22 protein-coding genes and 2 tRNA genes are annotated in these 24,003 nt (G+C 41.1%); 5 read left to right on the forward strand and 19 right to left on the reverse strand.

All coding sequences use genetic code 11. The annotated features are described in order from the left end of the window. Positions 1 to 29 precede the first annotated feature (29 nt). From AOG27_RS03530 to dnaQ, 4 genes are all read right to left on the reverse strand, one after another. Positions 30 to 106: transfer RNA gene (locus tag AOG27_RS03530), tRNA-Asp, on the reverse strand. 27 nt (positions 107 to 133) lie between these two features. After that, a tRNA-Asp gene (locus tag AOG27_RS03535) sits at positions 134 to 210 on the reverse strand. 98 nt (positions 211 to 308) lie between these two features. After that, entirely contained in the window at positions 309 to 1,682 is a 1,374-nt protein-coding gene (locus AOG27_RS03540) for a TIGR03503 family protein (RefSeq protein ID WP_054551623.1), read from the reverse strand. A gap of 9 nt (positions 1,683 to 1,691) precedes the next feature. Continuing rightward, complete coding sequence (gene dnaQ, locus AOG27_RS03545; RefSeq protein ID WP_054551624.1) at positions 1,692 to 2,402, reverse strand: DNA polymerase III subunit epsilon; 711 nt, start codon at positions 2,400 to 2,402, stop codon at positions 1,692 to 1,694. Positions 2,403 to 2,470: 68 nt separating this feature from the next. On the opposite strand from dnaQ, the gene rnhA reads away from it, so the two are divergent. Both rnhA and AOG27_RS03555 read left to right on the forward strand, forming a co-directional pair. Continuing rightward, the gene (gene rnhA, locus AOG27_RS03550) at positions 2,471 to 2,938 is read left to right on the forward strand and encodes a ribonuclease HI (RefSeq protein WP_054551625.1); all 468 of its coding nucleotides are present in this window, start codon (positions 2,471 to 2,473) and stop codon (positions 2,936 to 2,938) included. An 89-nt stretch (positions 2,939 to 3,027) separates the two neighbouring features. Then, complete coding sequence (locus AOG27_RS03555; RefSeq protein WP_054551626.1) at positions 3,028 to 3,891, forward strand: MBL fold metallo-hydrolase; 864 nt, start codon at positions 3,028 to 3,030, stop codon at positions 3,889 to 3,891. On the opposite strand, the gene AOG27_RS03560 is transcribed toward AOG27_RS03555, so the two are convergent. Continuing rightward, the gene (locus AOG27_RS03560) at positions 3,862 to 4,620 is read right to left on the reverse strand and encodes a class I SAM-dependent methyltransferase (RefSeq protein WP_054551627.1); all 759 of its coding nucleotides are present in this window, start codon (positions 4,618 to 4,620) and stop codon (positions 3,862 to 3,864) included. The genes AOG27_RS03555 and AOG27_RS03560 overlap by 30 nt on opposite strands. 53 nt (positions 4,621 to 4,673) lie before the next feature. Here AOG27_RS03560 and gloB point away from each other — a divergent pair, with 53 nt between their 5' ends. Beyond that, complete coding sequence (gloB, locus tag AOG27_RS03565) at positions 4,674 to 5,447, forward strand: hydroxyacylglutathione hydrolase (protein ID WP_054551628.1); 774 nt, start codon at positions 4,674 to 4,676, stop codon at positions 5,445 to 5,447. Between the two features lie 146 nt (positions 5,448 to 5,593). Beyond that, a complete protein-coding gene (locus tag AOG27_RS03570; RefSeq protein WP_054551629.1) occupies positions 5,594 to 7,180 on the forward strand; it encodes a LysM peptidoglycan-binding domain-containing protein in 1,587 nt (528 codons plus the stop codon). Positions 7,181 to 7,237: 57 nt separating this feature from the next. On the opposite strand, the gene speB is transcribed toward AOG27_RS03570, so the two are convergent. The 5 genes from speB to AOG27_RS03595 form a co-directional block, all read right to left on the reverse strand. Then, positions 7,238 to 8,161, reverse strand: a complete 924-nt coding sequence (speB, locus tag AOG27_RS03575; protein ID WP_054551630.1) for an agmatinase — start codon at positions 8,159 to 8,161, stop codon at positions 7,238 to 7,240. Positions 8,162 to 8,164: 3 nt separating this feature from the next. Next, on the reverse strand, positions 8,165 to 10,078 hold the full coding sequence (speA, locus tag AOG27_RS03580; protein ID WP_054551631.1) for a biosynthetic arginine decarboxylase: 1,914 nt from the start codon (positions 10,076 to 10,078) through the stop codon (positions 8,165 to 8,167). Between the two features lie 262 nt (positions 10,079 to 10,340). Continuing rightward, positions 10,341 to 10,787, reverse strand: coding sequence for a hypothetical protein (locus AOG27_RS03585; protein WP_054551632.1), 447 nt, complete (start codon positions 10,785 to 10,787; stop codon positions 10,341 to 10,343). 61 nt (positions 10,788 to 10,848) lie between these two features. Continuing rightward, complete coding sequence (locus AOG27_RS03590) at positions 10,849 to 11,310, reverse strand: GNAT family N-acetyltransferase (protein WP_054551633.1); 462 nt, start codon at positions 11,308 to 11,310, stop codon at positions 10,849 to 10,851. A gap of 507 nt (positions 11,311 to 11,817) precedes the next feature. Then, entirely contained in the window at positions 11,818 to 12,795 is a 978-nt protein-coding gene (locus AOG27_RS03595; RefSeq protein ID WP_054551634.1) for a transposase, read from the reverse strand. Between the two features lie 271 nt (positions 12,796 to 13,066). Between AOG27_RS03595 and cysZ the strand changes: the two genes are divergently transcribed. After that, complete coding sequence (cysZ, locus tag AOG27_RS03600; protein WP_206004105.1) at positions 13,067 to 13,777, forward strand: sulfate transporter CysZ; 711 nt, start codon at positions 13,067 to 13,069, stop codon at positions 13,775 to 13,777. A 24-nt stretch (positions 13,778 to 13,801) separates the two neighbouring features. On the opposite strand, the gene AOG27_RS03605 is transcribed toward cysZ, so the two are convergent. The 9 genes from AOG27_RS03605 to AOG27_RS03645 all read right to left on the reverse strand — a co-directional run bounded on the left by AOG27_RS03605 (position 13,802) and on the right by AOG27_RS03645 (position 23,965). Continuing rightward, on the reverse strand, positions 13,802 to 14,302 hold the full coding sequence (locus AOG27_RS03605) for a hypothetical protein (protein ID WP_054551636.1): 501 nt from the start codon (positions 14,300 to 14,302) through the stop codon (positions 13,802 to 13,804). Next, complete coding sequence (locus AOG27_RS03610; protein ID WP_054551637.1) at positions 14,302 to 17,877, reverse strand: PKD domain-containing protein; 3,576 nt, start codon at positions 17,875 to 17,877, stop codon at positions 14,302 to 14,304. Before AOG27_RS03610 ends, AOG27_RS03605 begins: the two co-directional genes overlap by 1 nt. Before the next feature lie 16 nt (positions 17,878 to 17,893). Continuing rightward, positions 17,894 to 18,979, reverse strand: a complete 1,086-nt coding sequence (gene rlmM / locus AOG27_RS03615; protein ID WP_054551638.1) for a 23S rRNA (cytidine(2498)-2'-O)-methyltransferase RlmM — start codon at positions 18,977 to 18,979, stop codon at positions 17,894 to 17,896. Positions 18,980 to 18,988: 9 nt separating this feature from the next. After that, the gene (locus AOG27_RS03620) at positions 18,989 to 19,357 is read right to left on the reverse strand and encodes a DUF423 domain-containing protein (RefSeq protein WP_054551639.1); all 369 of its coding nucleotides are present in this window, start codon (positions 19,355 to 19,357) and stop codon (positions 18,989 to 18,991) included. After that, positions 19,354 to 19,998: an alpha/beta family hydrolase gene (locus AOG27_RS03625; RefSeq protein WP_054551640.1), complete on the reverse strand. Its 645-nt coding sequence runs from the start codon at positions 19,996 to 19,998 to the stop codon at positions 19,354 to 19,356. Before AOG27_RS03625 ends, AOG27_RS03620 begins: the two co-directional genes overlap by 4 nt. A gap of 1 nt (position 19,999) precedes the next feature. Beyond that, positions 20,000 to 20,896 carry a transcriptional regulator GcvA gene (locus tag AOG27_RS03630; RefSeq protein WP_054551641.1) on the reverse strand — a complete coding sequence of 299 codons (897 nt, stop codon included), beginning with the start codon at positions 20,894 to 20,896 and terminating at the stop codon, positions 20,000 to 20,002. Positions 20,897 to 21,004: 108 nt separating this feature from the next. Continuing rightward, complete coding sequence (kdsA, locus tag AOG27_RS03635; RefSeq protein WP_054551642.1) at positions 21,005 to 21,859, reverse strand: 3-deoxy-8-phosphooctulonate synthase; 855 nt, start codon at positions 21,857 to 21,859, stop codon at positions 21,005 to 21,007. A 9-nt stretch (positions 21,860 to 21,868) separates the two neighbouring features. Next, positions 21,869 to 23,122, reverse strand: a complete 1,254-nt coding sequence (locus AOG27_RS03640; protein ID WP_054551643.1) for a DUF819 domain-containing protein — start codon at positions 23,120 to 23,122, stop codon at positions 21,869 to 21,871. A gap of 15 nt (positions 23,123 to 23,137) precedes the next feature. Then, on the reverse strand, positions 23,138 to 23,965 hold the full coding sequence (locus AOG27_RS03645; protein ID WP_054551644.1) for a tetratricopeptide repeat protein: 828 nt from the start codon (positions 23,963 to 23,965) through the stop codon (positions 23,138 to 23,140). Positions 23,966 to 24,003 lie beyond the last annotated feature (38 nt).

Here is a 24,003-nt window from a genome sequence, read left to right on the forward strand (position 1 = left end):
GTTTTACAACCATAAGTTGTGCAAGTAATTGGCGGAGTGGACGGGACTCGAACCCGCGACCCCCGGCGTGACAGGCCGGTATTCTAACCAACTGAACTACCACTCCAGCGCATACTTACAAATTGTCGAAAATTGGCGGAGTGGACGGGACTCGAACCCGCGACCCCCGGCGTGACAGGCCGGTATTCTAACCAACTGAACTACCACTCCACATTTTCGTTGCTGACTGAGTCTCCCCTGACAGCGGCGTGAATAATACGAATCACCCTCTAGTTCGTCAAGGGGTTTTTTGTATTTTTACAGGTTTTTTAGTCATCTGACATCGAAAGGTTTAAAATTTCACCTGATTTATCATTTTTTGAGCCGTTTTTGCCAACTTCATTTTCATTCGTTGCTTGCTCATCATTTTCGGTTTGATTTTTTTTCTTTAAAAACGGTAAAGAAATTTTAAATTTCAGCGGTTTCTTCTGAACAAAAATTCTAATTGCCAGCCAACCTAATAAAAGTACGGTTAAATTTCCAACAACAATTAAGGTCACCATCAGCATGGTGGACGCTTTTTGTTCTTCTTCAATAATTCGTTGTTGCTCAGCTTGCGCTTCTAAATCAATTTCAGGGCGAACAATTTCTGGTACAGCTTCAATTGGTCGCTCAATTTCAAATTTATACGTCGGTAACGTCGCCATAAATTCACGGTCATTCATGTTGCTACCAAATACAGAGAGCTCAACACTGTATCGTCCCCAATCATAATTTTTAATGGCCAGTTCCCGTGTCTGCGATTTATCAGCATCTAAAGAAAACATTTGCTCTTCATTATTAGGGTAATAAATTTTCCCTTGAATGAGCACAGTTTCTGGTTTAACAATTTCAGGATTTAGCGAGATAGTTAAAATGTGGTCATCTTCATCTTGCTCAGCAAGGGCTATTTCATAATCAAAAGGCGGCTCATGCACGACTATCGGTTTTTGCACCACGGTACGCTTTAGTATAGGCGTTTCTATATATAACTCAGGCTGCCACTCACCTGCCGGAAAGACCAGTTTAAACTCACCGGTAAACACACCATCAAGCGGACGCTCATCAAAGCCACGGCCATCATCTTTAAAGTCAGTAACACTTTGCGTACCTGCACCAAAGTTTGCGTAATCACTATTATTAGTGCTGACAAAATCAACGTGCAAACTGATCACATCTCTAAACTGACCAACTTCTATTGGCTCACCGTCATTTAATACACGGCCCGTTAGTTTTACTGTTTCGCCACGAAACAGCATGGGCGGAAGTGGATCAACATTAAGCTCTATTTCACCCAGCACCATAATACGGCTATCAGGCAAGATACTGCCGACCACTTGCCAAGGGCCTGGCATTGGGTTGCTTATCGTTACCAAGTCATAGCTCAATTCATCATACCAGTCGAGGTCATCATTTTTAACTGAGTCAGTTGCATAATACTTAGTGCCGTCAGGGCGAACTAACACAACGGCAGGGGCACCGCGCTTACGAAAGAAGAGTAAAGTTACTTTATCGATTTTGTGATCGATACGAAAACGGTTCTCTAGCAGGGGAATTTCATTTTGCACCCCATCACGTTCTAATGGGGTTATTTTATTTTGCTCATTGGCAAATCCCGTGAAGGGAATTAAACACACTAATCCTGCTAGTAGTTGTTTTCTCATTTTATTACCTTATTCTGCACGCCATAGGCATTGGCCACCCTTTGCAACCAAGTCTAAACGCTCTTCGTGAGCGGCGTGCTCTTGTTCTGTTGCTCTTAATACCACAAGCGGTGCTCTATCAGCACTTAGTCGGCGAATACCACCAGCTTGTTGAGTTGAGCCTTCATCTTTATTTTGATTAAGATTCAGCTTTACTTGCCCTCCCGTCATCGACAGGTAAACATCGGCTAAGATCTCAGAATCCAGTAAAGCGCCGTGTAAAGTACGCTTTGAGTTATCAATATCGTAACGACGGCAAAGTGCATCAAGGTTATTCTTTTGACCTGGGTGCAAGTCACGCGCCATTTTTAAAGTATCAAGTACACTACATACATCGGCAGTATTCGGAAAACCTTGATTTAACAATGCAAACTCATTGTCCATGTGGCCGATATCGAACGCTGCGTTATGAATAACAAGCTCTGCACCACGAATATACTCTAAAAACTCATGGGCAATTTGGTGGTACAGGGGTTTATCACGCAAAAATTCATTGGTGATACCGTGAACGTCTATTGCTTCTTCTTCTATTTCACGTTGTGGATTGATATACACATGAAAGTTGTTGCCAGTAAGACGGCGATTTACAAGTTCAACACAACCGATTTCAATAATGCGGTGGCCTTGCTTTGGGTCAATACCCGTGGTTTCTGTATCTAAAACTATTTGTCTATGTGCCATATCGTCTTAAGCCTGACTCTGGTATCTTTCTATATTCACTTTATTGTACACAATATCAAGGTAAAACAGTGCAGAAAACCGTAGAGATTTACACCGATGGATCATGTTTAGGAAATCCAGGGCCTGGAGGGTATGGCATCGTGATGCGATACAACGGTCACGAAAAGCAATTAAGCCAAGGCTATACCCTAACAACAAATAATCGGATGGAAATGCTCGCTGCTATCGTTGCACTTGAAACCCTCACCCGCTCTTGTCACGTCATTTTGACAACCGATAGCCAATATGTGAAACAAGGTATTGAGTCATGGGTTGATAATTGGAAAAAGCGCGGCTGGAAAACCGCGGCTAAAAAACCAGTTAAGAATGTCGATTTATGGAAACGACTCGATGCGGCCTGCCAACAACACAGCGTAGAGTGGCGTTGGGTAAAAGGCCATAGCGGCAATAAATACAATGAGATTGTTGACGATCTTGCCCGCGAAGCAGCTGGCAGCGATCAATTACTTGAAGATACTGGTTACGACGGTAATTAAAGCCCCTTGAAATAAACTTGGCGCAGGTCGTTTTATATTTTTGTTATATGTTATAAGATTTGGCTATAACAAAATATAAAGGATTCATTATGGCTCTGCGCATTCACTCTTTTTTTCATCAACAAAGCGCCACTCTCTGTTACTTAGTCAGTTGCGAAAGCACTAAGCAGTGCTTGCTGATTGATGCGCCAGCTGATTTTGATATGCCAAGTGGTGAGTTAAGTTTTATCACAGCCAATGAGATCATCAGCTATATAAAGACCGAGCAGCTGACATTGCAATGGCTACTTGAAACTCATGCCCATGCTGACCATATCACCGCAGCAAGTTACATAAAGCAGCAATTACACGACACACACCCTTGTAAACTCGGCACGGGTGAAGGGATCACACAAGTGCAACAGCACTTTAGCCAACTTTATAATCTTGATATGCCATGTAATGGTGAACCTTTTGATGCTCTATTTACTGATAAAGCACAATTTCAGTTAGGTGATTACACAGTAGATGTAATTGCCACACCGGGCCATACCCCTGACAGCGTGTGTTTTCACATTGATGGCAATGTATTTGTTGGTGACACCTTCTTTATGCCAGACAGTGGCACTGCCCGCTGTGATTTCCCAGGTGGCAGTGCCGGTGAGTTATATGACTCACTACAGCGAATTTTAGCGTTTCCTGACTATACGGTACTTTGGATGTGTCATGACTATCAACCAGATGGCCGTCCGCTGGCGAACAAAACCACAGTGAAAGAGCAGCGTGAGCAAAACATTCATTTAAAAGGCGATAAACAAAGCTTTATTGCGACTCGGGAAGGCCGCGATGCAACCTTGGCTGTACCAAAGCTGTTGCACCCTTCTATTCAATTAAATATTCGTGCAGGTCAGTACCCAAGCAAAACAGATACGCAACAACACTATTTAGCTATCCCGCTCACAGTGCTGCTTTGATGTTTGCCTGAGCCCTGCTCCTTTTACCGGCGAAAATTGCGGCCTTGCATGCCATTTAGGTTTAATTGGTGTCAGCGGGGCCACACGTTTTCGAGCCACCAGCATATACACACTGCCCATTGGCTTTAAATATTGCTGGCCAAAGCTGCGCCACGCAGCAAAACGTGACAAGCGGTTGCCTCTTGCAAGCGATGAATGGATAAATCGCTCATCCGAAATAATTTCAAAACCCAATAGATTCAACCAATCTTTTACTCGCGATGGTGTAAAAAAGCGCCCTGTCCAAGGTAACTTTTGGCGACTAAAAGGTAAAAGCTGCGCCAAGCCACACAAGCTAAACGGGTTAAAGCCCGTGATCACCAGATAGCCACCGGGAATTAAAGTACGGTGTGCTTCGCGTAAGATATGGTGTGGATCAGAATGATATTCTAAGCAATGCGATAATATGCAAGCATCAACACTGTGCTCATAAAAAGGTAGCTCGTCTACATCAGCAATAACACCGGTAAATAACCCCTGCTCTGCGACACAAACTTGATGCTTTATAGGACTTTCACTGGTTGCCAGCTCACCACTTAAATTACCAAGTTTGAGCATGTGATAGCCAAACATGCGAGGCAACCATGGTGTTAGCTTACGTTCAATTTCAGCACGTAAATAGTCACCATGAGGGAACTGCTGCCAAGTGTATGGCTTAGGACCTTCTTGAAAACTAAGGGCTGGTTTCATTTTCTGAGCTCGTTATACTGTGTGTTAACTGTCACTTTATAGAGCAATTAAACATGGTGCAAGTTAAAGCAATTAAAGCCTTTTCTGATAATTACATCTGGTGCATCAGCAATGAAGCTGAGCAAACAGCCTGGGTCGTCGACCCCGGTCAAGCAGAGCCTGTTTTAAACTATCTGAGCGAGCATAACTTAACACTTAGCGGTATTTTGATTACTCATCACCATTATGATCATACCGATGGTGTGGCTGCACTGGTTAAGGAATTTCGTGATATTCCGGTTTATGGGCCAAGACATAGCCCTTTTAAAGGTATTACTCATGGCGTATCAGAAGCGGATAAAGTCACTGTGTATGATTACACCTTTACCGTGCTGGCGACACCTGGTCATACCCTAGACCATGTTTGTTACATTAATGATGAATTAAGTTTTACTGGCGACACCTTATTTAGTGCTGGCTGCGGACGATTATTCGAAGGCAGCGCAGAACAAATGTGGCACTCGTTATGTAAACTAAGAGCCCTGCCAGATGAGTGTAAAATCTACTGCACCCATGAATACACGCAAGCCAACTTAGCCTTCGCAAAAGCTGTAGAGCCAAATAACGAATACCTTCTCAACTACAGTGATGAAGTTGATACTCTGCGCGCCAAAGACGAAATAAGCTTGCCAACCCAGTTAGGCGTGGAAAAACAAATAAATCCATTTTTACGTAGCAATATAGCAACAATCACTGATGAGCTGCCTGATGAGCTAAAAATTAATTTGGATCTGAATGAACCTTGGCAACGCTTTGCAGGTCTCAGAGCCTGGAAAGATAACTTTTAAAAAACGTAAACGCCGGTAGTTACAATTTTGTATATTTAGATCAGCATCTTGCAATAATAAGCTGACATAAACTGGTCATAAAGTGGCAATATGTTCTCAGAGCAGGTAATATTCGCCGAGTTTTTTTACCTGATGTATGGGTATATATGTATAAGTCTCCTTTAGTTTTATCACTTGCGCTGATTTTAAGTGGCTGTCAATTGACAGCTTCTGATTCAGCAAGTACAGATGTTGCGAGCAATAATGTTGAGCAACAATTAGACGGCGCAAGTCCGAGCGACATCAATGATGCATTGATGATCAACGCTCAATATCAACAATTAACCGATATTGATGAGCCGCCTCCTGTATTTGATGATGTGTGGGAACGTATTCGTTATCAGCTTTCGATTGATGTGCCACAAAACCGCCCAGTTGTTGCTGAGCGTAACTATTATGCGCGTCATCAGGCCTATTTAGATCGTATCTCTAAGCGTGCTGAGCCTTACTTATACTTTATTGTAGAAGAAGTCGAAAAGCGTCAAATGCCAATCGAAATCGCGCTTTTACCTATTGTAGAAAGTGCGTTTGACCCATTTGGTTATTCACATCGCAGTGCTTCTGGCATTTGGCAATTTATGCCACAAACCGGTGAGCGTTTCGATTTAAAACAAAACTGGTGGTATGACGGTCGCCGTGACATTGTACAATCGACCCGCGCAGCGCTAGATTACTTATCATATCTACACAAAACCTTAGAAGGCGATTGGCTAAATGCCATTGCAGCCTATAACTCAGGTGAAGGTCGTTTACTGCGTGCCATTAAAAAGAACCGTAAAAAGCATTTACCAACGGATTTTTGGTCACTTGATTTACCAAGAGAGACCACTGCCTACGTACCTAAGCTATTAGCGCTGTCTGATCTGGTAAAACGCAGTGACGAATTTGGTGTTAAGTGGCAGCCAATAATTAATGCTCAAGTCGTTGAAGCAGTTAATGTAGGGAGCCAAATTGATTTAGCACTTGCCGCTGACATGGCAGATATTAGCTTAACAGAGCTTTATCGTTTAAATCCTGGCTTCAATCGTTGGGCGACGGATCCAAATGGCCCACACTTTTTATTATTACCGTCTGATAAAGTTGAAGCGTTTACTGACAAGCTAGCTAAAACAGAGCAAAAAGACCGCCTACGCTGGCAGCAATATATTGTTGCACGCGGTGACAGTTTATCTGTGATTGCGAAGAAGTTTTCGACAAGCACAAACGCGATTAAAACACTGAATAAGCTTTCATCGAATACTATTCGTGTTGATCAGCAATTACTTGTGCCACTAAGCGATGGTGAGATTAATAGCCAGCATTTACCAAAGTCAGTGCGTATGGCAGCTAATAAAGCAACACGTAAAAAACTTAGCCATAAAGTGGCCAGTGGCGATACACTGTGGGATATCAGCCGTGAGTACGATGTCACCATAGCTGAACTTGCAACATGGAATAAGCTGAAAAAAGACGCGGTACTGCGTGTTGGTCAAAAGCTAACTGTGTATAAGCAAGAAAAATCACAACTTGCTGCTACACAAATCAAAGAGCGCACCATTACCTATAAAGTTCGTCGTGGTGACTCGTTAGCGCGCATTGCTGCTAAGTTTAATGTGTCTGTAGAAGATATTATTAAATGGAACTCATTAGCTGGGCAAAAATACATTCAACCTGGGCAAAAGCTTAAATTAAAGGTTGATGTTCGAAGCGCATAATTGCTTAATATAATATCAAAAAAAAGAGCGCCTAATGGCGCTCTTTGTCTCTCTCATTTAGTATTTATGCTTCAAAGTCCATAAGTGTAATAACTCATTGGCAATGGTCGCTGCAGCAATCGCTGTTAGTTCACTTTGGTCATAGGATGGAGATACTTCAACCACATCCATACCGACCATATTAATGCCTTTCAATGCACGAAGTACTTTAAGTACTTTATCGCTAGTTAAGCCACCACACACTGGAGTGCCTGTCCCTGGAGCGAATGCGGGATCAAGGCAGTCAATATCAAAGGTTAGATACACAGGTAAGTCACCCACACGTGCTTTGATTTGCTCTGCGATATCTTGTGCAGGCAAATCATTAGCTGCCATTGCATCAATCACTGCAAACTCATGTTTGCTTTGATCAAAATCAGTACGAATACCGATTTGAATGCTGTGATCAACATCAATAAGCCCTTCCATCGGCGCATGATAAAACATGGTACCGTGATCATAGCGAGAGCCATTGCTGTAAGTATCTGTGTGGGCATCAAAATGCACTAATGCCATCTTACCATGTTGCTTAGCATGGGCACGCAGTAGCGGCAAAGTCACAAAGTGGTCGCCACCTAAACCCAATAATGTTTTACCTTGACGAAGAATTTGCTCAGCGGCTAATTCTAACTGCGCGGTAAAATATTCTGGGTCGCCTACTGGGTAAGTAAAATCACCTGCATCAGCTAATTTTAAACGCTCAAACAACGGAAACGTCCATGGGTATTTGGTTTCTTCCCATGCCAGGTGCACTGAAGCTCGACGAATTGCGTCAGGGCCTAAACGTGCACCAGGGCGACCTGAGGTCGCCAAATCAAAGGGTAAACCTAGCACCACTACATCGGCATCGATTGCAGTGATGTTTTGCACCATCGGCTGACGTAAAAACGTCATGCCGTTTGAGTACAATGAATGATCTGTGTGGTCAAACAATGTCGACATTGCTTATAACTCTTCTAAATAAGTGTAACCATTTAAGCCAGTTTGCAGCTCATCTAAAACGCTTTGCTGCTCAGTTTCTGGCAATTTAGCAGCCACCAGCTGGGCGTAAGATTGTTGGAAGCTTTCTACATCTAAATGTACGTAACGCATCATGTCTGCAACGGTATCACCTTCGTTAACTTCAGTGATTTGCGCCTGACCTTGCTCATCCATTTTTATAATTGCACTGTGTGTGTCGCCAAATAAGTTATGCATATCACCTAAAATCTCCTGATAAGCACCCACTAAGAAAAAGCCCATTAAATATGGTTTTTCTTCGCTAAAAGCTGGCACAGGTAATGTGCTTTCAATACCTTGACCGTCTACATAATGCTCCATAGCACCATCTGAGTCGCAGGTAATATCAAGTAACACGGCGCGTTTTTGTGGTGCTTCTGTTAAACCACTTAATGGTAGAACAGGAAACACTTGGTCAATACCCCATGCATCCGGTAATGACTGGAACAATGAAAAGTTCACAAAAAACTTATCTGCTAAACGCGCATTTAATTCATCAATAATCGGGCGATGAAAACGGTTTTTGTTATCCATATGTTTGTTAAGTTCATAACATACACGTAAGTTAACTTGCTCCGCCCATGCTCGCTCTGTTAAATCTAACAAACCAAGTGCAAACTGATTATGTGCTTCGGCTAAATCGCCTTGGCTATCGTGATAGATTTCAATTAATGCACGGTCATCATTGTCACCACTTAACTGTTGCCATGATGTCCACATATTCTTTAACAATAGGGGTGCATCAGCGGCTGGCGCTTGAATGTCTTCAGGTACATAGCTTTCGGTGCCGATAACATTCGAAATCAATACAGCATGGTGCGCTGTTAACGCACGACCTGATTCAGAAATAATGCGCGGCATTGGCTGCTCATATAACTTACAGGTATCACCGATGGTGTATACAATGTTATTAGCGTATTCACTTAGGCTGTAGTTCATTGAGTTATGAGACTGGCTACGAGTACCGTCGTAATCTACCGCTAAACCGCCACCCACATCTAAGCAATCGATTTGTGCACCTAACTTGCGTAACTCACAGTAAAAACGCGCAGCTTCACTCACACCTAAACGAACATCGCGGATGTTTGCCATTTGCGAGCCAAGGTGAAAGTGTACAAGTTGGATCAGATCAAGTTGATCAGACGCTTTTAAGCGATTAACCACACTGAGTACTTGCGATGCCGACAAACCAAATTTTGATTTTTCGCCACCACTTGCTTGCCACTTGCCCTTACCTTGTGACGCTAAACGTACACGAATACCAATGCGTGGCTTTACGTTTAACTCTTTAGCTTGGCTAAGCACCATGTCTAGCTCAGACAGTTTTTCAAGAACAATGTAAACCTTGTGACCTAGCTTTTCGCCAATCAGTGCTAAACGAATGTATTCTTGGTCTTTGTAGCCATTACACACAATGACAGCACTGGTTTTTTCAGCCATCGCTAATACAGTTAATAGCTCAGGTTTACTGCCCGCTTCTAGACCCAATTGTTTCTTTTCAATATCAGCTTGGCTTGCAACAATTTCTTCAACAACTTCACGCTGTTGGTTTACTTTAATTGGGTAAACAAGCAAATAGTCTTTCGGATAACCATAATTTTCAATAGCCGTGTTAAATGCCTGACATAAGCTATGTACACGATGATGTAAAATTTGTGGAAAACGAACTAGCGCAGGCAAGCTTAAGCCTTTGTCTTGTAATTGCTGTGCGATATCGATTAGTGCAATGGTTTGCTCTGGGGCATGGGCCTTTGGCGCAACATACACATCACCTTGATCATTAATACCAAAGAAACCTTGGCTCCAATGACGAACATTGTAACTCGTGCGAGCTTGTTCTAGTGATGTTGTTTCTTTCATCTATCTTTCTCTTTTATTTTAGTAGTGCCGAATTCGGCAAGGGTTGTTGCCGCGCATTAAAAGAAAAATAGTGATTCAAGTCCAACAAGAATTTTTACTCGTAACGAGTGATTTTTGATGTGAAAAGCTAATCAACATCCCTGAATGTTTTTAAACCATATTTCAAGGGACAGTCACTGAAAATAGTATTTAATAGGATCACATTTAAAGGGACAGTCACTGTAGAATATATGTACTGGTAAATTACCTTTTCATATTGATTTTAATGGGCTGGTATTACTTTTGTGATTTCATCAGCGGCTGAAGAATTTGACCCTAACCATCTCCACGCTTCATATTGCTCGTTATCATGCCAAGTAATACCTATGTACTCTTGCCAGTTTTCGAAGTCTTTTGTGCGATATTTTTCAACCCCGCAACCTCCTGCGCCAAAAGAGGTGCGGCAAATTCTTACAGTGAGATAGGTGCCATCAAAATTCAGCTGCGATTGCTTATCAGCGCAAATACTTAAAGGACGAGTAGGAAATATAAGAATAACTTTTATTTTTATAGTGCCATTATGGTTGAAGACACCAGAAAGACTGTAGCATGAGTTTAAATAGAGCTTAGTACTATTAATAATAAGGTCTGGTTGCCGACTCTGAGAAGTAATGGATACCTGTGAACTATCACCACAGGCAGCAATCAGAAAGAGCGTAACAAAGCCCAATAGTTGTAAGGTGAATTTATAAATAAAGATGACCTCACTAAAACATAGCTTACCACCTAAATTACTGATTTAGACCAAGCTCCATAAACAAACTTTGTGGATTTTCGTTGTAATTACCAAACGGACCACAACGATTAAAACCTAAGTTTTCATATAAGCTAATTGATTCTGTTTGTTTAGGACCTGTTTCAAGACGAATAAGCGGTATTAGTTGCTCACCAGCTTGATGTAATAATATCTGCATAATTCGACGTGATAACCCTTTACCACGGTAGCTTGGTTTTACATATAAGCGGCGGATTTCACCATAAGGAGGGTTGCCTTCTTGCATAACGATTGCGCCACATGCAACGATACCATCTTCATTTTTTAAGCCTATAGCATAAACATTAGGCTCAGCTAGCTCTTCAACACTTAAAGATTGAGCGGTAGCAACAGGGTATAGTGAGTTTATGAGTCGGTCTATATCAGAAAACACGCTTACTACTTCAGGATCATGTGGATTTAAATCGACTAACTGCATAAAACTCCCATTTTTATATGTCTTTTTTGTTAACTATGTGAACAATAGTATCGGATATTTCCATTATCCTCTACTGTAGTTTTCAATAATGATTTTATAGGTACTGTTCGGACCGACATACTATCTCTAAGTTCAACAGTATGTAACCAAAAAAACGCCAAGTTGATAAAAACTAAAGTCTAAACTACACCACACCATTCAAGGTTAATAATTTATACCTATAGATTTTTTACCAGAGATCACTTCAGAGTTCGTAAAGCCTTTTTAAAGGGGCAGTCATTTAAAACCAACAACTATTGTATTTTTAAAATCTGAAGGCAGTAATTTAAAAATACAAAGGTGAGTCAAAAAAATTACTAAACTTATTCTGTAATTATGTTTAGCGGGTGTGCTTCAGAGAGAATAGAGCTTTGACTTTAGCCTTTTAGGGCTAATTATTTCAAACAATTAAATTTAAAGCGTGAAGATACTAGCGATTTGAAATCACGTTAAAATAAACCTAGAAACTTAACTCGCTAATAAAGTTCGGCTATTTGTAATGTTACTTCGTCGCTTGCGAGCTGTTTTAATACAATAACTTTCAATAGCACCCACTCGACCTGCAGCTCCATGAAATAAGTTTTCAAACTGAGCTGTTAGCGTTAACCAGTTTTCAGCTTCGAAATTCAGCCTTTCAAGAATAGGAGGTAAATGATGTTCTATAAATCCGGGCTTATTGGTACAAATACAACGCCCAGTTTGCTCCACAAGTAGCAGGTATGACTTTAACTCAAAAGGTATTCCCTTTGATTTATACTTACTCATGCCACCAATAAAACGAGCTAGTAATTTAGGTTGCTTTGACTCCTTCGCGCTTTCGCATCGCTTTTTAAAACTGGTATAGTCCGATTGTTCCGGCGTACTTGCAGCTTTAGCACGAACAGGGTTTAAATCAACATAGGCCATGCAGGCTAAAAGCGCTGATTCATCAAGGAGAGCTTGGCTTTTAAAGCGCCCTTCCCAAAAATGCCCTGTACACTCGTCTTCTTTATTTGCCCGTCTGGCAATATATTCATTTAGCATTCGCATGAACCAACTAATGCTCGAAAGGCGCGCTCTGTATTCTGCAACCTCTTTATTTAAGAAGACTTGTTGACCATCACTTAACGGCTCACCATAAAGGGCTTTTTGACCTAAAGGCGTCATTTTACTGAGCTTAAACCAGCGTAAAAGAATGGCTTTATCCGATAACCTATTTGCTTTTTTATTATCAACATAAAGCACAAGATGCGTATGATTGCTCATCACCGCATAAGCACACACATCAATGCAAAATACCTTTGCAAGAGCAAGCAGACGCTGTTCAACCCACCCTCTGCGGTGTTCATATGATTTACCTGTGAGTGTGTCTTCTCCACAAAGGTAAGCGCGTCTGACGCAACGAGATACACAATGATAATATTTGGTATTTGACAAACAGATTTGCCGCTTCCTTGCTAAAGCCATCGTCCACTCCTTGAACTGATAATCTGAAATGCATTAGCTGTAATTAAAGTGTAGACAAAGTTTTCTGTGCCGCAAGAGCAATAAATACAGTGACTGTCCATGTAAAGTTAAATTTTATTAAGAATTAGAGTGCCTATCCGACTTAAAGTGACTGTCCATGTAAAGAGTTAAACACTTTGTTACGGAAAAAAGCTGTTCAAATATCGTCAAAACCCTATACTGCAAACAACAAGAAATAAGATGAGGTTTTCTCGTGCAGTTCACTCAAGGTATGGAATACTTCTTTTCTGGCTTTAAGTTAATTAGCCAAAAAGGGTTGAAACGTTTTGTACTTATTCCTTTATTAATCAATATTCTGCTTTTTGGTAGTTCGCTGTTCTTTTTGTATGGCTGGCTCACCGATGGCTTTGCTTACATGAACTCGTTATTACCAGAATGGCTTAGCTGGCTCGAGTGGCTAATGTGGCCAATTGCTGTGCTGGTGATTTTATTTAGTTACAGTATGCTCTTCACAGTTATAACAAACTTTATAGCAGCCCCATTTAACGGCCTACTCAGTGAAAAAGTCGAGCTTTATCTCACTGGGCAAAAAATTAATGACGATAGTCTTTTCGATACAATGAAAGATGTGCCACGCATGCTCGGCCGTGAGTGGACAAAACTTTGCTATTACCTGCCGCGCGCTATAGGCTTTTTTATCTTACTGTGGATTTTACCTGTGATCGGTCAAGTTTTATGGGTGTTATTCACTTGCTGGATGTATGCAGTGCAATATGAAGACTATGCGTTCGATAACCATAAAATTAGTTTTAACGAAATGAAAAATGACTTAAAGCAAAAGCAAACATTATCTTATGGCTTTGGTTTAGCTGTCATGATTTTAACTGCTATCCCATTCGTAAACCTAATTGTTATGCCCGTTGCTGTTTGCGGTGGCACACGGTTATGGGTTGAAAACTATCGAAGCCAATATCGAAGTTAAAATGTTTGAAAAGCCAGTAGAAAACTATTGGCTTTTCAATACACTATAATTTAATTTAACTGGTAAAGGATCTGATAACTCGGTGCCAAAGCGAGGTTCATCAAATTGACTAATAACCACCGTAAATCTTTCTTCCCCCATATTGAGTATAAATGGGGTCCCTATCTTTGCTAGCTCTGAAATTTGTTTGTGTTTATTTTCTAATAAAACAGTGCCTGAACCTTTATTTTTAACTAAAAGTGCATGTGCGTTATTCCCTAAAACAATCCTAGCTTGATGTGATTCGCGATATTCAGCCCGCCATTGCCCTCTTTGGTATAGAGTGTATATGATTGAGATCCCATCGGGTTCAACGACACGTTCCTCTTTTATTTTACAAAGTTGGCAACCAATTACTGAGCCTGATTTCCAGTTTACTGCCTGCCCATCATAATTTAATCTAGATGACATATGCCATTGAGGTTCAGCATCTGGTGTGCATGCAACACAACATATCAACATAAAAAATATAACCAGATACTTCACTACTTAATCCCTTGCTTTTCTCTAGCAGCTTTAATTTCACTAAGAAGTTTTAAAGGTGGCGCTTGCTCTTCAATCATTCGTTGTTGTATATGCTTCGACACGTCTTTTTGATCGCTATCTTGCTGATGAACACCGAAGCGATTGCCAGAGAACAAGGTATAAAAACGAAGTTCAATCAAACTCCACTCATCAACATCATTTAGCACTGTTACGGCGGTATCATCATTCGTATCTTGGCTTAGAGTTTCAGTCAAATCAGCATTACAATTAAAATCTACAGCAGCAGAGCCGGGATACCTTAAACCATTAGCCTCTATTATATTATTTTCGTCTATGGAACTTCCGAGTCCATGCGAATAAGACATTACAAAATTTTCAGGAGAGTCAAATGGGCTATTAGTCAAATCCGCAGTTTGTACGGCACAATTGGCATTCTCACGATAGCGACTCGAATAATAGCGATCTCCCTCATTATCCCCTATCGTCGGTAACCCTCTCAACTGATAAAGGTAATTCATAATACTCAAATGATTTGGTTTGTAGTTTGTACTTTCATCACCACCATGCTCTAAACCTAAATTATGGCCAAGCTCATGCATTATCGTTGATGCTTGGTAGTTGAAGGTTAAATTTCGAGATATTTCGTTATCAAGTGATAGCCCCCAATTCCCCATACTTATCATCAAATCATTACCACTTAATTCAGCAACCCCTGAAGAACCCGCACTGCCATCAATGTTTCGACTATTAGCCATTAACATATAATGAAATATCGGCTTACGTCTCATGTCAAAGTTTGCCATTTTATAATGAAATAAACTCTCAACACCTTGGTTAAAGTTATATGGTGTATATTGTCTAAAGATTACTTGATCACCCCCTCCTAAATCATGATCTTGTACAGATATTCCCCCTGCTTGGTGGTACAAATCCCCCACATCAAAGTGAACAACAATGCCTTGCTCAGCGAACGAGCTTACCACTTTTTCCAATGCTGTTTGGTGCGGTATTATTCCCGCATCACTGCTATCCATATAATCCACTTCAATAAAGATATCTTTTTGATTAACTCTAGCTCCCCAAGCATGCAGAGGTAGTCCAGAAAAAGTTGACCCAGGGAGTTCTGAACAGTCAGGAATACCATCTTCATCACTGTCATCTTCGCAGCTAACATCATTAACACCCGCCGGTGTCGTAAATTGGCTATAGTGCCAATCAGATGATGAATTAGTATCTGTGTTATCTATATCTCTTTTAATACTTGAGCCAGTTACATTAGAAATGACAGGTGCTGAGCCTGTTTGCCATTGTCCTGCCGTCAGAGGCTCAGTAGTGTCATTGCCAAATCGAACAAAATCCACAGTGCTTCCCGAGTCACGCGTTAGCAATTCAACAAACCCATTCAAAAACCAATAAGGGCGAACCGTGGAGTCAATATCACCAATAAAAGCGATAGATTTATTTTGCTCAGTTGTATCGTAAAATAATTGATCACCAAAACCACTATGAACTATGAGATATTCCTCAGGAGCAATCACTTGGTCAGGCAAATTAAAAATTGTTGCGGCCGAAATACTATTATCAGAACTGTCACGACTTTTTACTCGTACACTGTAATCAGCTAAATTAACACTACTATCGGTTCCGTTATAAAGTTCAAACCAAGGCGTGTCGTTGCTAAAACGAATAGCGACAACCTCAGTTATCTTTAAATCATTACTTCCAGTTGTAAAAGTAGAAACTACTTGGGCTAAAGCAGGTGTATCAGCAAAATTAACTAAGTCTTCGGTTAATCTTAACGCATATTCTGTTGCTTGATTAAAAGCAGCTGTAAACTCAATATTGTTGAAATATTCATTGTCATTTCCTTGTGGTCCCGTCATCTCTAATGAGTCGATTGCTAAGCAAGTTTCAAAATTATCAGCTGATAATTGCACACTTCCCTCACATACACCATTGGCGCTATTAACAACTAAACTCGATGACTTCATCACATCAGACATCGATAACATAACTCGAGCATTTACACTCACAGCAGAGGCTGCATCTTCAGGGCTTACATTTACCACAGTGGCTGCACTAGTATCTGTAATTGTCACGCTCACTGTCGCTTGGGCACTCTGAGTTCCATCCGATACAGTTACAGTAAAAGGCGCTTGCGATATGCTATTTGATGCAGGTTGATAAAGATAACGAAAAGTTGTTGCATCAACTAAAGTGATACTCGCCCCAGCTAACTGCTGAGAAAAACTAATAGTTAACTCATCCCCATCAATATCACTCGCGTCAATAGTAAATTCACTACTTTCATTAAACTCTGTAGTAATAGCAATATCAGAGACTGTGGGTGGTTTATTAACATGAATGATCATAAATGTGAGGCTTACTGAAGATATTGCTCCTTGATCATCTACCGCAATGATCCGAAATATCACCTCGGTATTTTCAGACACTTCTGGCGCTGTGAAAGTAATAGTTTCGCCATTTTGCACAAAATCTACTGATGGTCCACTTAACTGCTGCCACTCAATATCAGCTATAACCCCGTCGCTGTCTGTAACAACCACAGAGACAGAAGCTTGCGTTAACTCAGTAATATCAGCAATCGCATCGAAGGTAATGACAGGCGCAAGATTTATGTAATTTTCAACCACAACACTAAATTCTGCAGAGCTTGTAGCTCCATCATCATCAGTTGCTGTTACTTGGAAGGTAATTTCATCATTTGTTTCTACTTCAGGGGCAGTATAATTTATTAAATTATCAGTTGCAGTAAATTCGGTAATCGGGCCTGAAGTTTGCACCCAACTATAGCTAATAATACTACCATCACTGTCTGTTGCCGTAGCTGTTAATACTCCTTCAGCCCCTTCTTGAATATTTTGCGAACCAGTTATACTCACTGATGGAGCACTGTTTGCGCTTACATCTATAGTAAAAAGCGCCGTGCTTTGTTCACCAAAACTATCAGTAACTGTCACCGAAAAAACAAGCTGAGTTAAGGTTGCAACATTTGGTGTGGTAAAACTAATTGTGCTCGATCCATTTTCAAACTCTACATCTGGACCAGCCGTTTGCTGCCAATCATAACTAATAACCTCTCCATCAGAATCTGAGGCATTTGCACTAAGAGAAATATTGTTACTAGAAGAGGATATCTGAGGGCCAGCAACCGATATTGTCGGGGCTTGATTAACATTAATAATGGTAATAGTGATACTGGTTGTAGCTGTTGCGCCTTGATTATCAGTAACGCGCAAAGAAAATGAGACATCTGTGTCAGTATCTACTGCAGGAATTGATACATTGATTTGTTGACCGTTTGCTGCAAAATCGATAGAAGGGCCACCAGTTTGCTGCCAAGAAAAGTCGGCTATAGAACCATCACTATCGTTGGCTGACGCACTTAATGAAAGTGTTGCCAGCTCATTGACCTCAGTATCACCAGAAATACTTACTTGTGGCGCTTGGTTCTCAGCATTATTAGACTCTTCACTCCCTCCACCGCCTCCACAAGCCGTTAAAAAAATGGAAAATAAAATACTAAGCCCAAGTAACTTTATTCTATTCTCCATTTTTAAGCCCTCGCGATTAACTGTATAAACTTTGTGGCACCTTAGTTACATTTAAATGAACCGTGACCTCTTCACGGTCATGGTATAAGTGCTTAGCTTGCAGTTCGTAACTTACGCCATATTTATCAAGCTCTTCTTTAATCATTTTTAAACACTCGTAAACGCTATCAAAACGTTTTTTCATCGGTAGTTTAAGATTAAAAATAAGCTCTTTTGCGTAGGCGTTTACCGCCCAATCAATCATAAGGTTAGTCACTTTTGCTGGCTTTTCCACCATGTCACAGACTAACCATTGAATATTGCGCTTTTCTGGACGGTATTTAAAACCATCGACCCTAAAATGCTTAACTTGCCCTGTTTCCATCAAGTCATCGTTCATAGGACCATTATCAATTGCGCTTACAAACATACCTCGGCGCACCAATTGATATGTCCAGCCCCCTGGGCAAGCACCTAAATCAACACCTCGCATGCCAGGTTGCATACGTTCTTCAGCTTCATGAGGTGGAATAAACACGTTAAAGGCTTCATCAAGTTTCAACGTTGAGCGGCTCGGCGCATGACTCGGCATACGTAAACGCGGGATACCCATAAAGAAAGGCGAATTATTGAATGTATATGAATAGCCAACATAAGCACTGTCGTTTGCTAAAAATAACACATGCATAACAGGTTTTTTCTCAGCAATTTCGCGTGTTACCTTCGAGCGCTTTTCAAGCGATTTTTTCAGAGGTGTAGAAATCTTTTTGCAGAACTTACTCAGCTCTTTACCTTCGTTGGTATCTGGCGTTTCTACGCGTAGGTCACCACATTCAGGAAACTCAGCGGCAGCATCAACAATAGCACTAACGCGGTCTTCAAGTGGCATGTTATCGACTAAGGCGCCAGTAAACCATTGGCGAGCAAATACCATATTTTTGAAATCGACTTTTTTGATGATTTCTTCACCGTGGCTTGCATCAAAACATTCGTAAACAACAATGCCCGTATTTGGTTTTGTTTTTACGTAACCTGCAAAGCCTTGTTCAGCAGCCTGAAAAGTAATTTCAGCAGCGGCATCATTTTCAAAACCACTGCGACAATAAATAACTACACTCGACATAGATAACCCTTAAAACTTATATCGTGCTGCTTGAACTAACAGAATAGCCCAACCAATAATAAAACAAACACCGCCAATTGGGGTGATAGGCCCAAGCCACTTCATGCCCGTTAGAGCGAGTAAATACAAACTACCGCTAAATAACACGGTACCTGCGATAAAAAATCCACCAGCCCAGCTTAAGTTCATGCCCCATTTAATTAAGATAGCAATTGCTATCAATGCAAGGCCATGCACCATTTGGTATTCAGCAGCGGTTTTAAAAATTCCAATTGCGTACTCAGAAACGCGGCTTTTTAAACCATGAGCAGCAAATGCGCCAAGCATTACCGAAAGCATGCAAAATAAGCTACCAATCATTAAATAGAGTTTGATCATTGCGTATCTCCAGCCGCTAAATTCAAAATAAACTGCGCTGCATAATCTGCAGCTTGCTGTAAGTTTTCTTGTTCTGAAATGCCACTTTTTTTGCGAGGTTTTAATGAGTGGTCACCATCTTTGAGAAATTTAATCTCTGGCGGATTAACCATTTTAAGTTCAGCGAGTTCTTGCTGATCACCAAACGTATCGCGCTCACCTTGCAGCACTAAAAATGGGCATGGCATATCAACAAAATGATCTATGCGAAGTTTTTCGGGTTTACCCGGTGGATGAAACGGATAGCCAAAAGCCACAACACCAGCAATATTAGCCAAACCCTGCTCAGTACAAAGCATCGAAGCCATACGCCCACCCATAGATTTACCCCCAATAAATAGCGGCAATTCTGGCTGGCGCTCGGCTAAAACTTCACCAAAGTAGGCAAGTAACTTAGGAGCGCGCTCGGGTGGTCTACGCTTGCCCGTTTCTTTAGCAATTTGCATATACTGAAAATCAAACAAGGCTACATCAATCCCATGCTGACTAATCAAGTTAGCCATTGTTTGCATAAACTCAGAATCACTGCCCGCCCCTGCACCATGGGCAAATATAAACTGTGCGCGTGCTTTGCCCGTTGCACTTTTAAACCACTGTAACATGTTAATACTCTTGTTCTTGCTCTACTAAGCTCAGCATCCAGTCTTTAAAAGACACTATTTTGCCAAGCTCTGTTTGCGATTCGCGGATCACTAAATAGTATGCATTTTTACTTTCTAATGAGTGATTAAATGGAATGACGAGACGACCCGCATCAATATCAGGTTTTGCTAAAACGCTATTACCTATGGCAACCCCCTGTCCATGCACCGCGGCTTGCAATACCATAGATGAGTGACTAAAAATCGGCCCTTGGTTAACTTGTACATTACGCACACCAGCCGTTTTCATCCAGGTTTTCCAGTTTTTACGGGTGGTATCATGCAATAAGGTATGATTTGCTAAATCACTGGGTTGATTAAGTGGTTTAGGGCCCGTTAACAGCAATGGGCTACATAACGGCACTAGATATTCAGTATGCAGCTTATATGTCTGCACCCCACTCCAATAGCCACGACCATAATAAATAGCAATATCTACATCGTCAGAAAGTGAATTTTCATCCTGATCTTGCGCTTTAATTCGCACGTCGATTTCTGGATGTAATTCATTAAATAAACTAAGTCTAGGTACTAACCATTGAATCGCAAAACTTGGCGTTAAACTTACCGTGAGTGACCCTTTCGCACCGCGGGCTAGCAGTTTTTCTGTGGCATCAATGAGCTGAGTAAAAATTTCTTTTATATCTAAAAAGTAACCTTGCCCTTCTTCAGTTAACAGCAAAGAACGATTTTTACGTAAAAACAGCTTTAAACCTAAATGCTCTTCAAGGGTTTTAATTTGATGGCTCACCGCAGCCTGCGTTACATATAGCTCTTCTGCTGCTTTGGTAAAGCTCAAATGGCGGGCAGCGGCTTCGAATGCTTTTAGTGCATTTAAAGGAGGTAAACGACGAGACATAGACACCAAGCTTAGAATTAGTTTTTCTTATGCGTCGATTATAGCGATACAAATAAAAAAAGGCGACCATGGTCGCCTTTTTCATACTTAAATACTTATATATTTAAATTATAAATCGCTTGCGCTGGTATCGAGTGATGCAAAGCTCTTAACTAAGTCATCAACCGCTTTCATTTGCGATAAGTAACCTTCTAGCTTGCTTAGTGCAAGTGCACATGGGCCGTCACATTTTGCTTCATTCGGATTAGGGTGCGCTTCAATAAATAAACCCGCAATACCTAATGCCATGCCACTGCGAGCAAGTTCTGCAGCTTGTGCACGGCGACCATCTGCAGAGTCAGCTCGGCCTCCTGGGCGTTGTAATGCGTGCGTTGCATCAAAGATAACCGGCGCCATAGGCTTCATGTCATCCATACCAAGCATATCAACCACAAGATTGTTATAACCAAAGCTCGTACCACGCTCACACAGTGCAACATTGTTGTTGCCCGCTTCATTAAACTTTTTAATGATATGACGCATTTCGTGTGGAGCTAAAAACTGTGGCTTTTTCACATTGATAATAGCGCCAGTTTTTGCCATGGCTACAACTAGGTCAGTTTGACGAGCAAGGAATGCCGGTAACTGAATTACATCAACCACTTCAGCCACAGGCGCAGCTTGATGCGGCTCATGTACGTCGGTGATCAGTGGCACATTGAAAGTAGATTTAATTTCTTCAAAGATTTTTAAACCTTCTTCCATACCAGGGCCTCGGTATGAATTAATTGAAGAGCGATTCGCTTTATCAAAAGACGCTTTAAAAACGTATGGAATGTTTAGCTTTGATGTAACTTCTACATAATGCTCCGCAATTCGCATCGCTAAATCACGTGATTCAAGTACGTTCATACCGCCAAACAATACAAATGGTTTATCATTGGCTAATTCAATCTCGTTAATTTTAATTAACTGGTTGTTCATTTCTATTCCTTAAGGTGCAACAGCTTGTAGCATTAATCCACAAATATAAGCCATATAGGTACCAACACCATAGCCCAAAACAGCCAGTAATACACCTACTGGCGCAAGAGACGGATGGAATGCTGATGCAACAACAGGTGCTGATGCTGCGCCGCCTACATTTGCTTGAGAGCCTACTGCCATATAAAACAGCGGTGCTTTAATTAATTTCGCGACGATCAACATTAAGCTTGCATGGGTAATCATCCAAATCACACCCAGTACAAAGTACATTGGTGAATCAAAAATCGCAGTGATATTCATGTGTAAGCCAATTGAAGCAACAAGAATATATAAAAAGCTTGATGCTACTTTTGACGCACCAAAAGCTTCAATATGGCGAACTTTAGTAAACGATAAACTAATACCAATTGTGGTAGAGATAACGATTAACCAGAAGAATTTACTGTTTAAACTATACTCTTGTGCCCACGGGAAGTTAGCCCCAAAAAACGGACCTAAAAAGTCAGCACAAAAATGTGCAAGGCCAGTAATACCAAAGGCAATTGCGATAATCGTCATGTAATCATTTAGAGTTGGCATGCGCGCATGCTCAGCATGATACTTTTCTACGCGCTCTTTTAAATCTTCAATTGCACGCGTATCTGCGCCTGTTTTAGCATCAATCGCCTTATGGTTTGCTGCCATTAATAACAGTACGGCCATCCATAAGTTAGCCACAATTACGTCAACAGTCACCATTGCAGAGAAGATATCGCCGCCTACTTCAAACATTTCTTTCATTGAAGCTTGGTTTGCGCCGCCACCAATCCAGCTACCGGCGATAGTCGTCATACCACGCCACACTGCGTCAGGGCCATGGCCGCCCACAGCTTCTGGGTAAACGGCGCTCATTACTAAGATAGCCAAAGGGCCACCAATAACAATACCCAAGGTACCTGTTAAAAACATGATTAATGCTTTTGGCCCAAGGTTTAGGATCGCTTTTAAATCAATACTGATGGTAAGCAATATTAAGCAAGCTGGCAGTAAATAGCGTGACGCTACAAAATATACATTCGAAGAATGACCATCAACAATCCCAAAAGTATTGAGTAATGATGGTAAAAAGTAGCAAAGCAATAATGCTGGTACATATTTATAAAATTTTTGGCAGGCAGCATTATTACTGTGCGAGGTTTTAAAAATAAACCCCAAAATAACGGCAAGCAAACCAAGTACGACTGCGTCATTGGTAATTAGCGCACTGTGGGCGTCAGTCATAAATGTTCCTTTAAATTAGTGGTGTGTATTATTGTTGTCTTCTATTTCAGCAATCTGGTGCTGAATTAATTCGATAGCGGGATCATCTGGGCACTCATTAATAAAGTACTGCAAATCATCACGCGCCATTTTTGGGCAATCTAGCTGATTAAGTAAATAGCCGCGGTCACGACGCTCATAAGGGTCATCACCAAGTAATTCCATCAGCATATCAACACAATGCAATGCATGACCAAATTTACTTTCGCTGATGAACGACCATTTTTGCTGTGCTAGATACAGCTTATAAAGCTCTTCTTCAAAAATCAGTTCAAGCGGTTCTTGCTCATCACCATTTTCTTCACAGGCATTCTCAGGTGTTATATACCAGCTCTGCTGACCTGTGCTTGGCTCAATTAAATAGCCCTCTTCATCACTCATCCCAACGTGAACGTGCACGTCTCCCTGACTAAGTGTGACCGTGGCATCAAGTTCAGCATGCTGTAATAAATGACAAAGTAAAATTGCCAGCGTGGTTTGCGTGCCACTGCGCATAGTAATGGTATAGCTAAAGCTATTTAACGTGTACTCTGGCACTTTTAAGCTTGATGAGCTAAACAGCCATTGCTGATAAAAGGTATCAAGTAACTTATCGAGACGCTCATGTGGCTCTTTTAATTCGGCGCAAAGAGCTGTTACCGTATTTTCAAGCTCATTAAGGGTGTCATAACAGGCTGTTAAATCAGCTTGTTGATCCCACTTTAATTCAGCGTCGATACAACGATAAAGCACTTTAGAAGAAAATGCGTCAAAGGCCTCATCTTGATAGGATTCATTTTGATCTTCAAACCAAGGGGTGGTCATTTATACTGCTACATCTCTTTCAAAAACGAACAGCTAGT

It is taken from the genome of Pseudoalteromonas lipolytica, assembly GCF_001306915.1.
In the GTDB taxonomy this organism is placed as follows: domain Bacteria; phylum Pseudomonadota; class Gammaproteobacteria; order Enterobacterales; family Alteromonadaceae; genus Pseudoalteromonas; species Pseudoalteromonas simplex.

Coding starts and splice junctions, on each gene's coding strand:
- AOG27_RS03590 (WP_054551633.1), bottom strand. CDS start 11,310: ATGCAGTTAGTCGATTTAAATCCACATGATCCTGAAGTAGTAAGCGTG.
- AOG27_RS03640 (WP_054551643.1), bottom strand. CDS start 23,122: ATGACTGACGCCCACAGTGCGCTAATTACCAATGACGCAGTCGTACTT.
- AOG27_RS03625 (WP_054551640.1), bottom strand. CDS start 19,998: ATGTTACAGTGGTTTAAAAGTGCAACGGGCAAAGCACGCGCACAGTTT.
- AOG27_RS03630 (WP_054551641.1), bottom strand. CDS start 20,896: ATGTCTCGTCGTTTACCTCCTTTAAATGCACTAAAAGCATTCGAAGCC.
- AOG27_RS03620 (WP_054551639.1), bottom strand. CDS start 19,357: ATGATCAAACTCTATTTAATGATTGGTAGCTTATTTTGCATGCTTTCG.
- gloB (WP_054551628.1), top strand. CDS start 4,674: ATGGTGCAAGTTAAAGCAATTAAAGCCTTTTCTGATAATTACATCTGG.
- rlmM (WP_054551638.1), bottom strand. CDS start 18,979: ATGTCGAGTGTAGTTATTTATTGTCGCAGTGGTTTTGAAAATGATGCC.
- AOG27_RS03555 (WP_054551626.1), top strand. CDS start 3,028: ATGGCTCTGCGCATTCACTCTTTTTTTCATCAACAAAGCGCCACTCTC.
- AOG27_RS03595 (WP_054551634.1), bottom strand. CDS start 12,795: ATGGCTTTAGCAAGGAAGCGGCAAATCTGTTTGTCAAATACCAAATAT.
- AOG27_RS03610 (WP_054551637.1), bottom strand. CDS start 17,877: ATGGAGAATAGAATAAAGTTACTTGGGCTTAGTATTTTATTTTCCATT.
- speA (WP_054551631.1), bottom strand. CDS start 10,078: ATGAAAGAAACAACATCACTAGAACAAGCTCGCACGAGTTACAATGTT.
- dnaQ (WP_054551624.1), bottom strand. CDS start 2,402: ATGGCACATAGACAAATAGTTTTAGATACAGAAACCACGGGTATTGAC.
- AOG27_RS03570 (WP_054551629.1), top strand. CDS start 5,594: ATGTATAAGTCTCCTTTAGTTTTATCACTTGCGCTGATTTTAAGTGGC.
- AOG27_RS03560 (WP_054551627.1), bottom strand. CDS start 4,620: ATGAAACCAGCCCTTAGTTTTCAAGAAGGTCCTAAGCCATACACTTGG.
- AOG27_RS03540 (WP_054551623.1), bottom strand. CDS start 1,682: ATGAGAAAACAACTACTAGCAGGATTAGTGTGTTTAATTCCCTTCACG.
- speB (WP_054551630.1), bottom strand. CDS start 8,161: ATGTCGACATTGTTTGACCACACAGATCATTCATTGTACTCAAACGGC.
- AOG27_RS03645 (WP_054551644.1), bottom strand. CDS start 23,965: ATGACCACCCCTTGGTTTGAAGATCAAAATGAATCCTATCAAGATGAG.
- kdsA (WP_054551642.1), bottom strand. CDS start 21,859: ATGAACAACCAGTTAATTAAAATTAACGAGATTGAATTAGCCAATGAT.
- cysZ (WP_206004105.1), top strand. CDS start 13,067: ATGGAATACTTCTTTTCTGGCTTTAAGTTAATTAGCCAAAAAGGGTTG.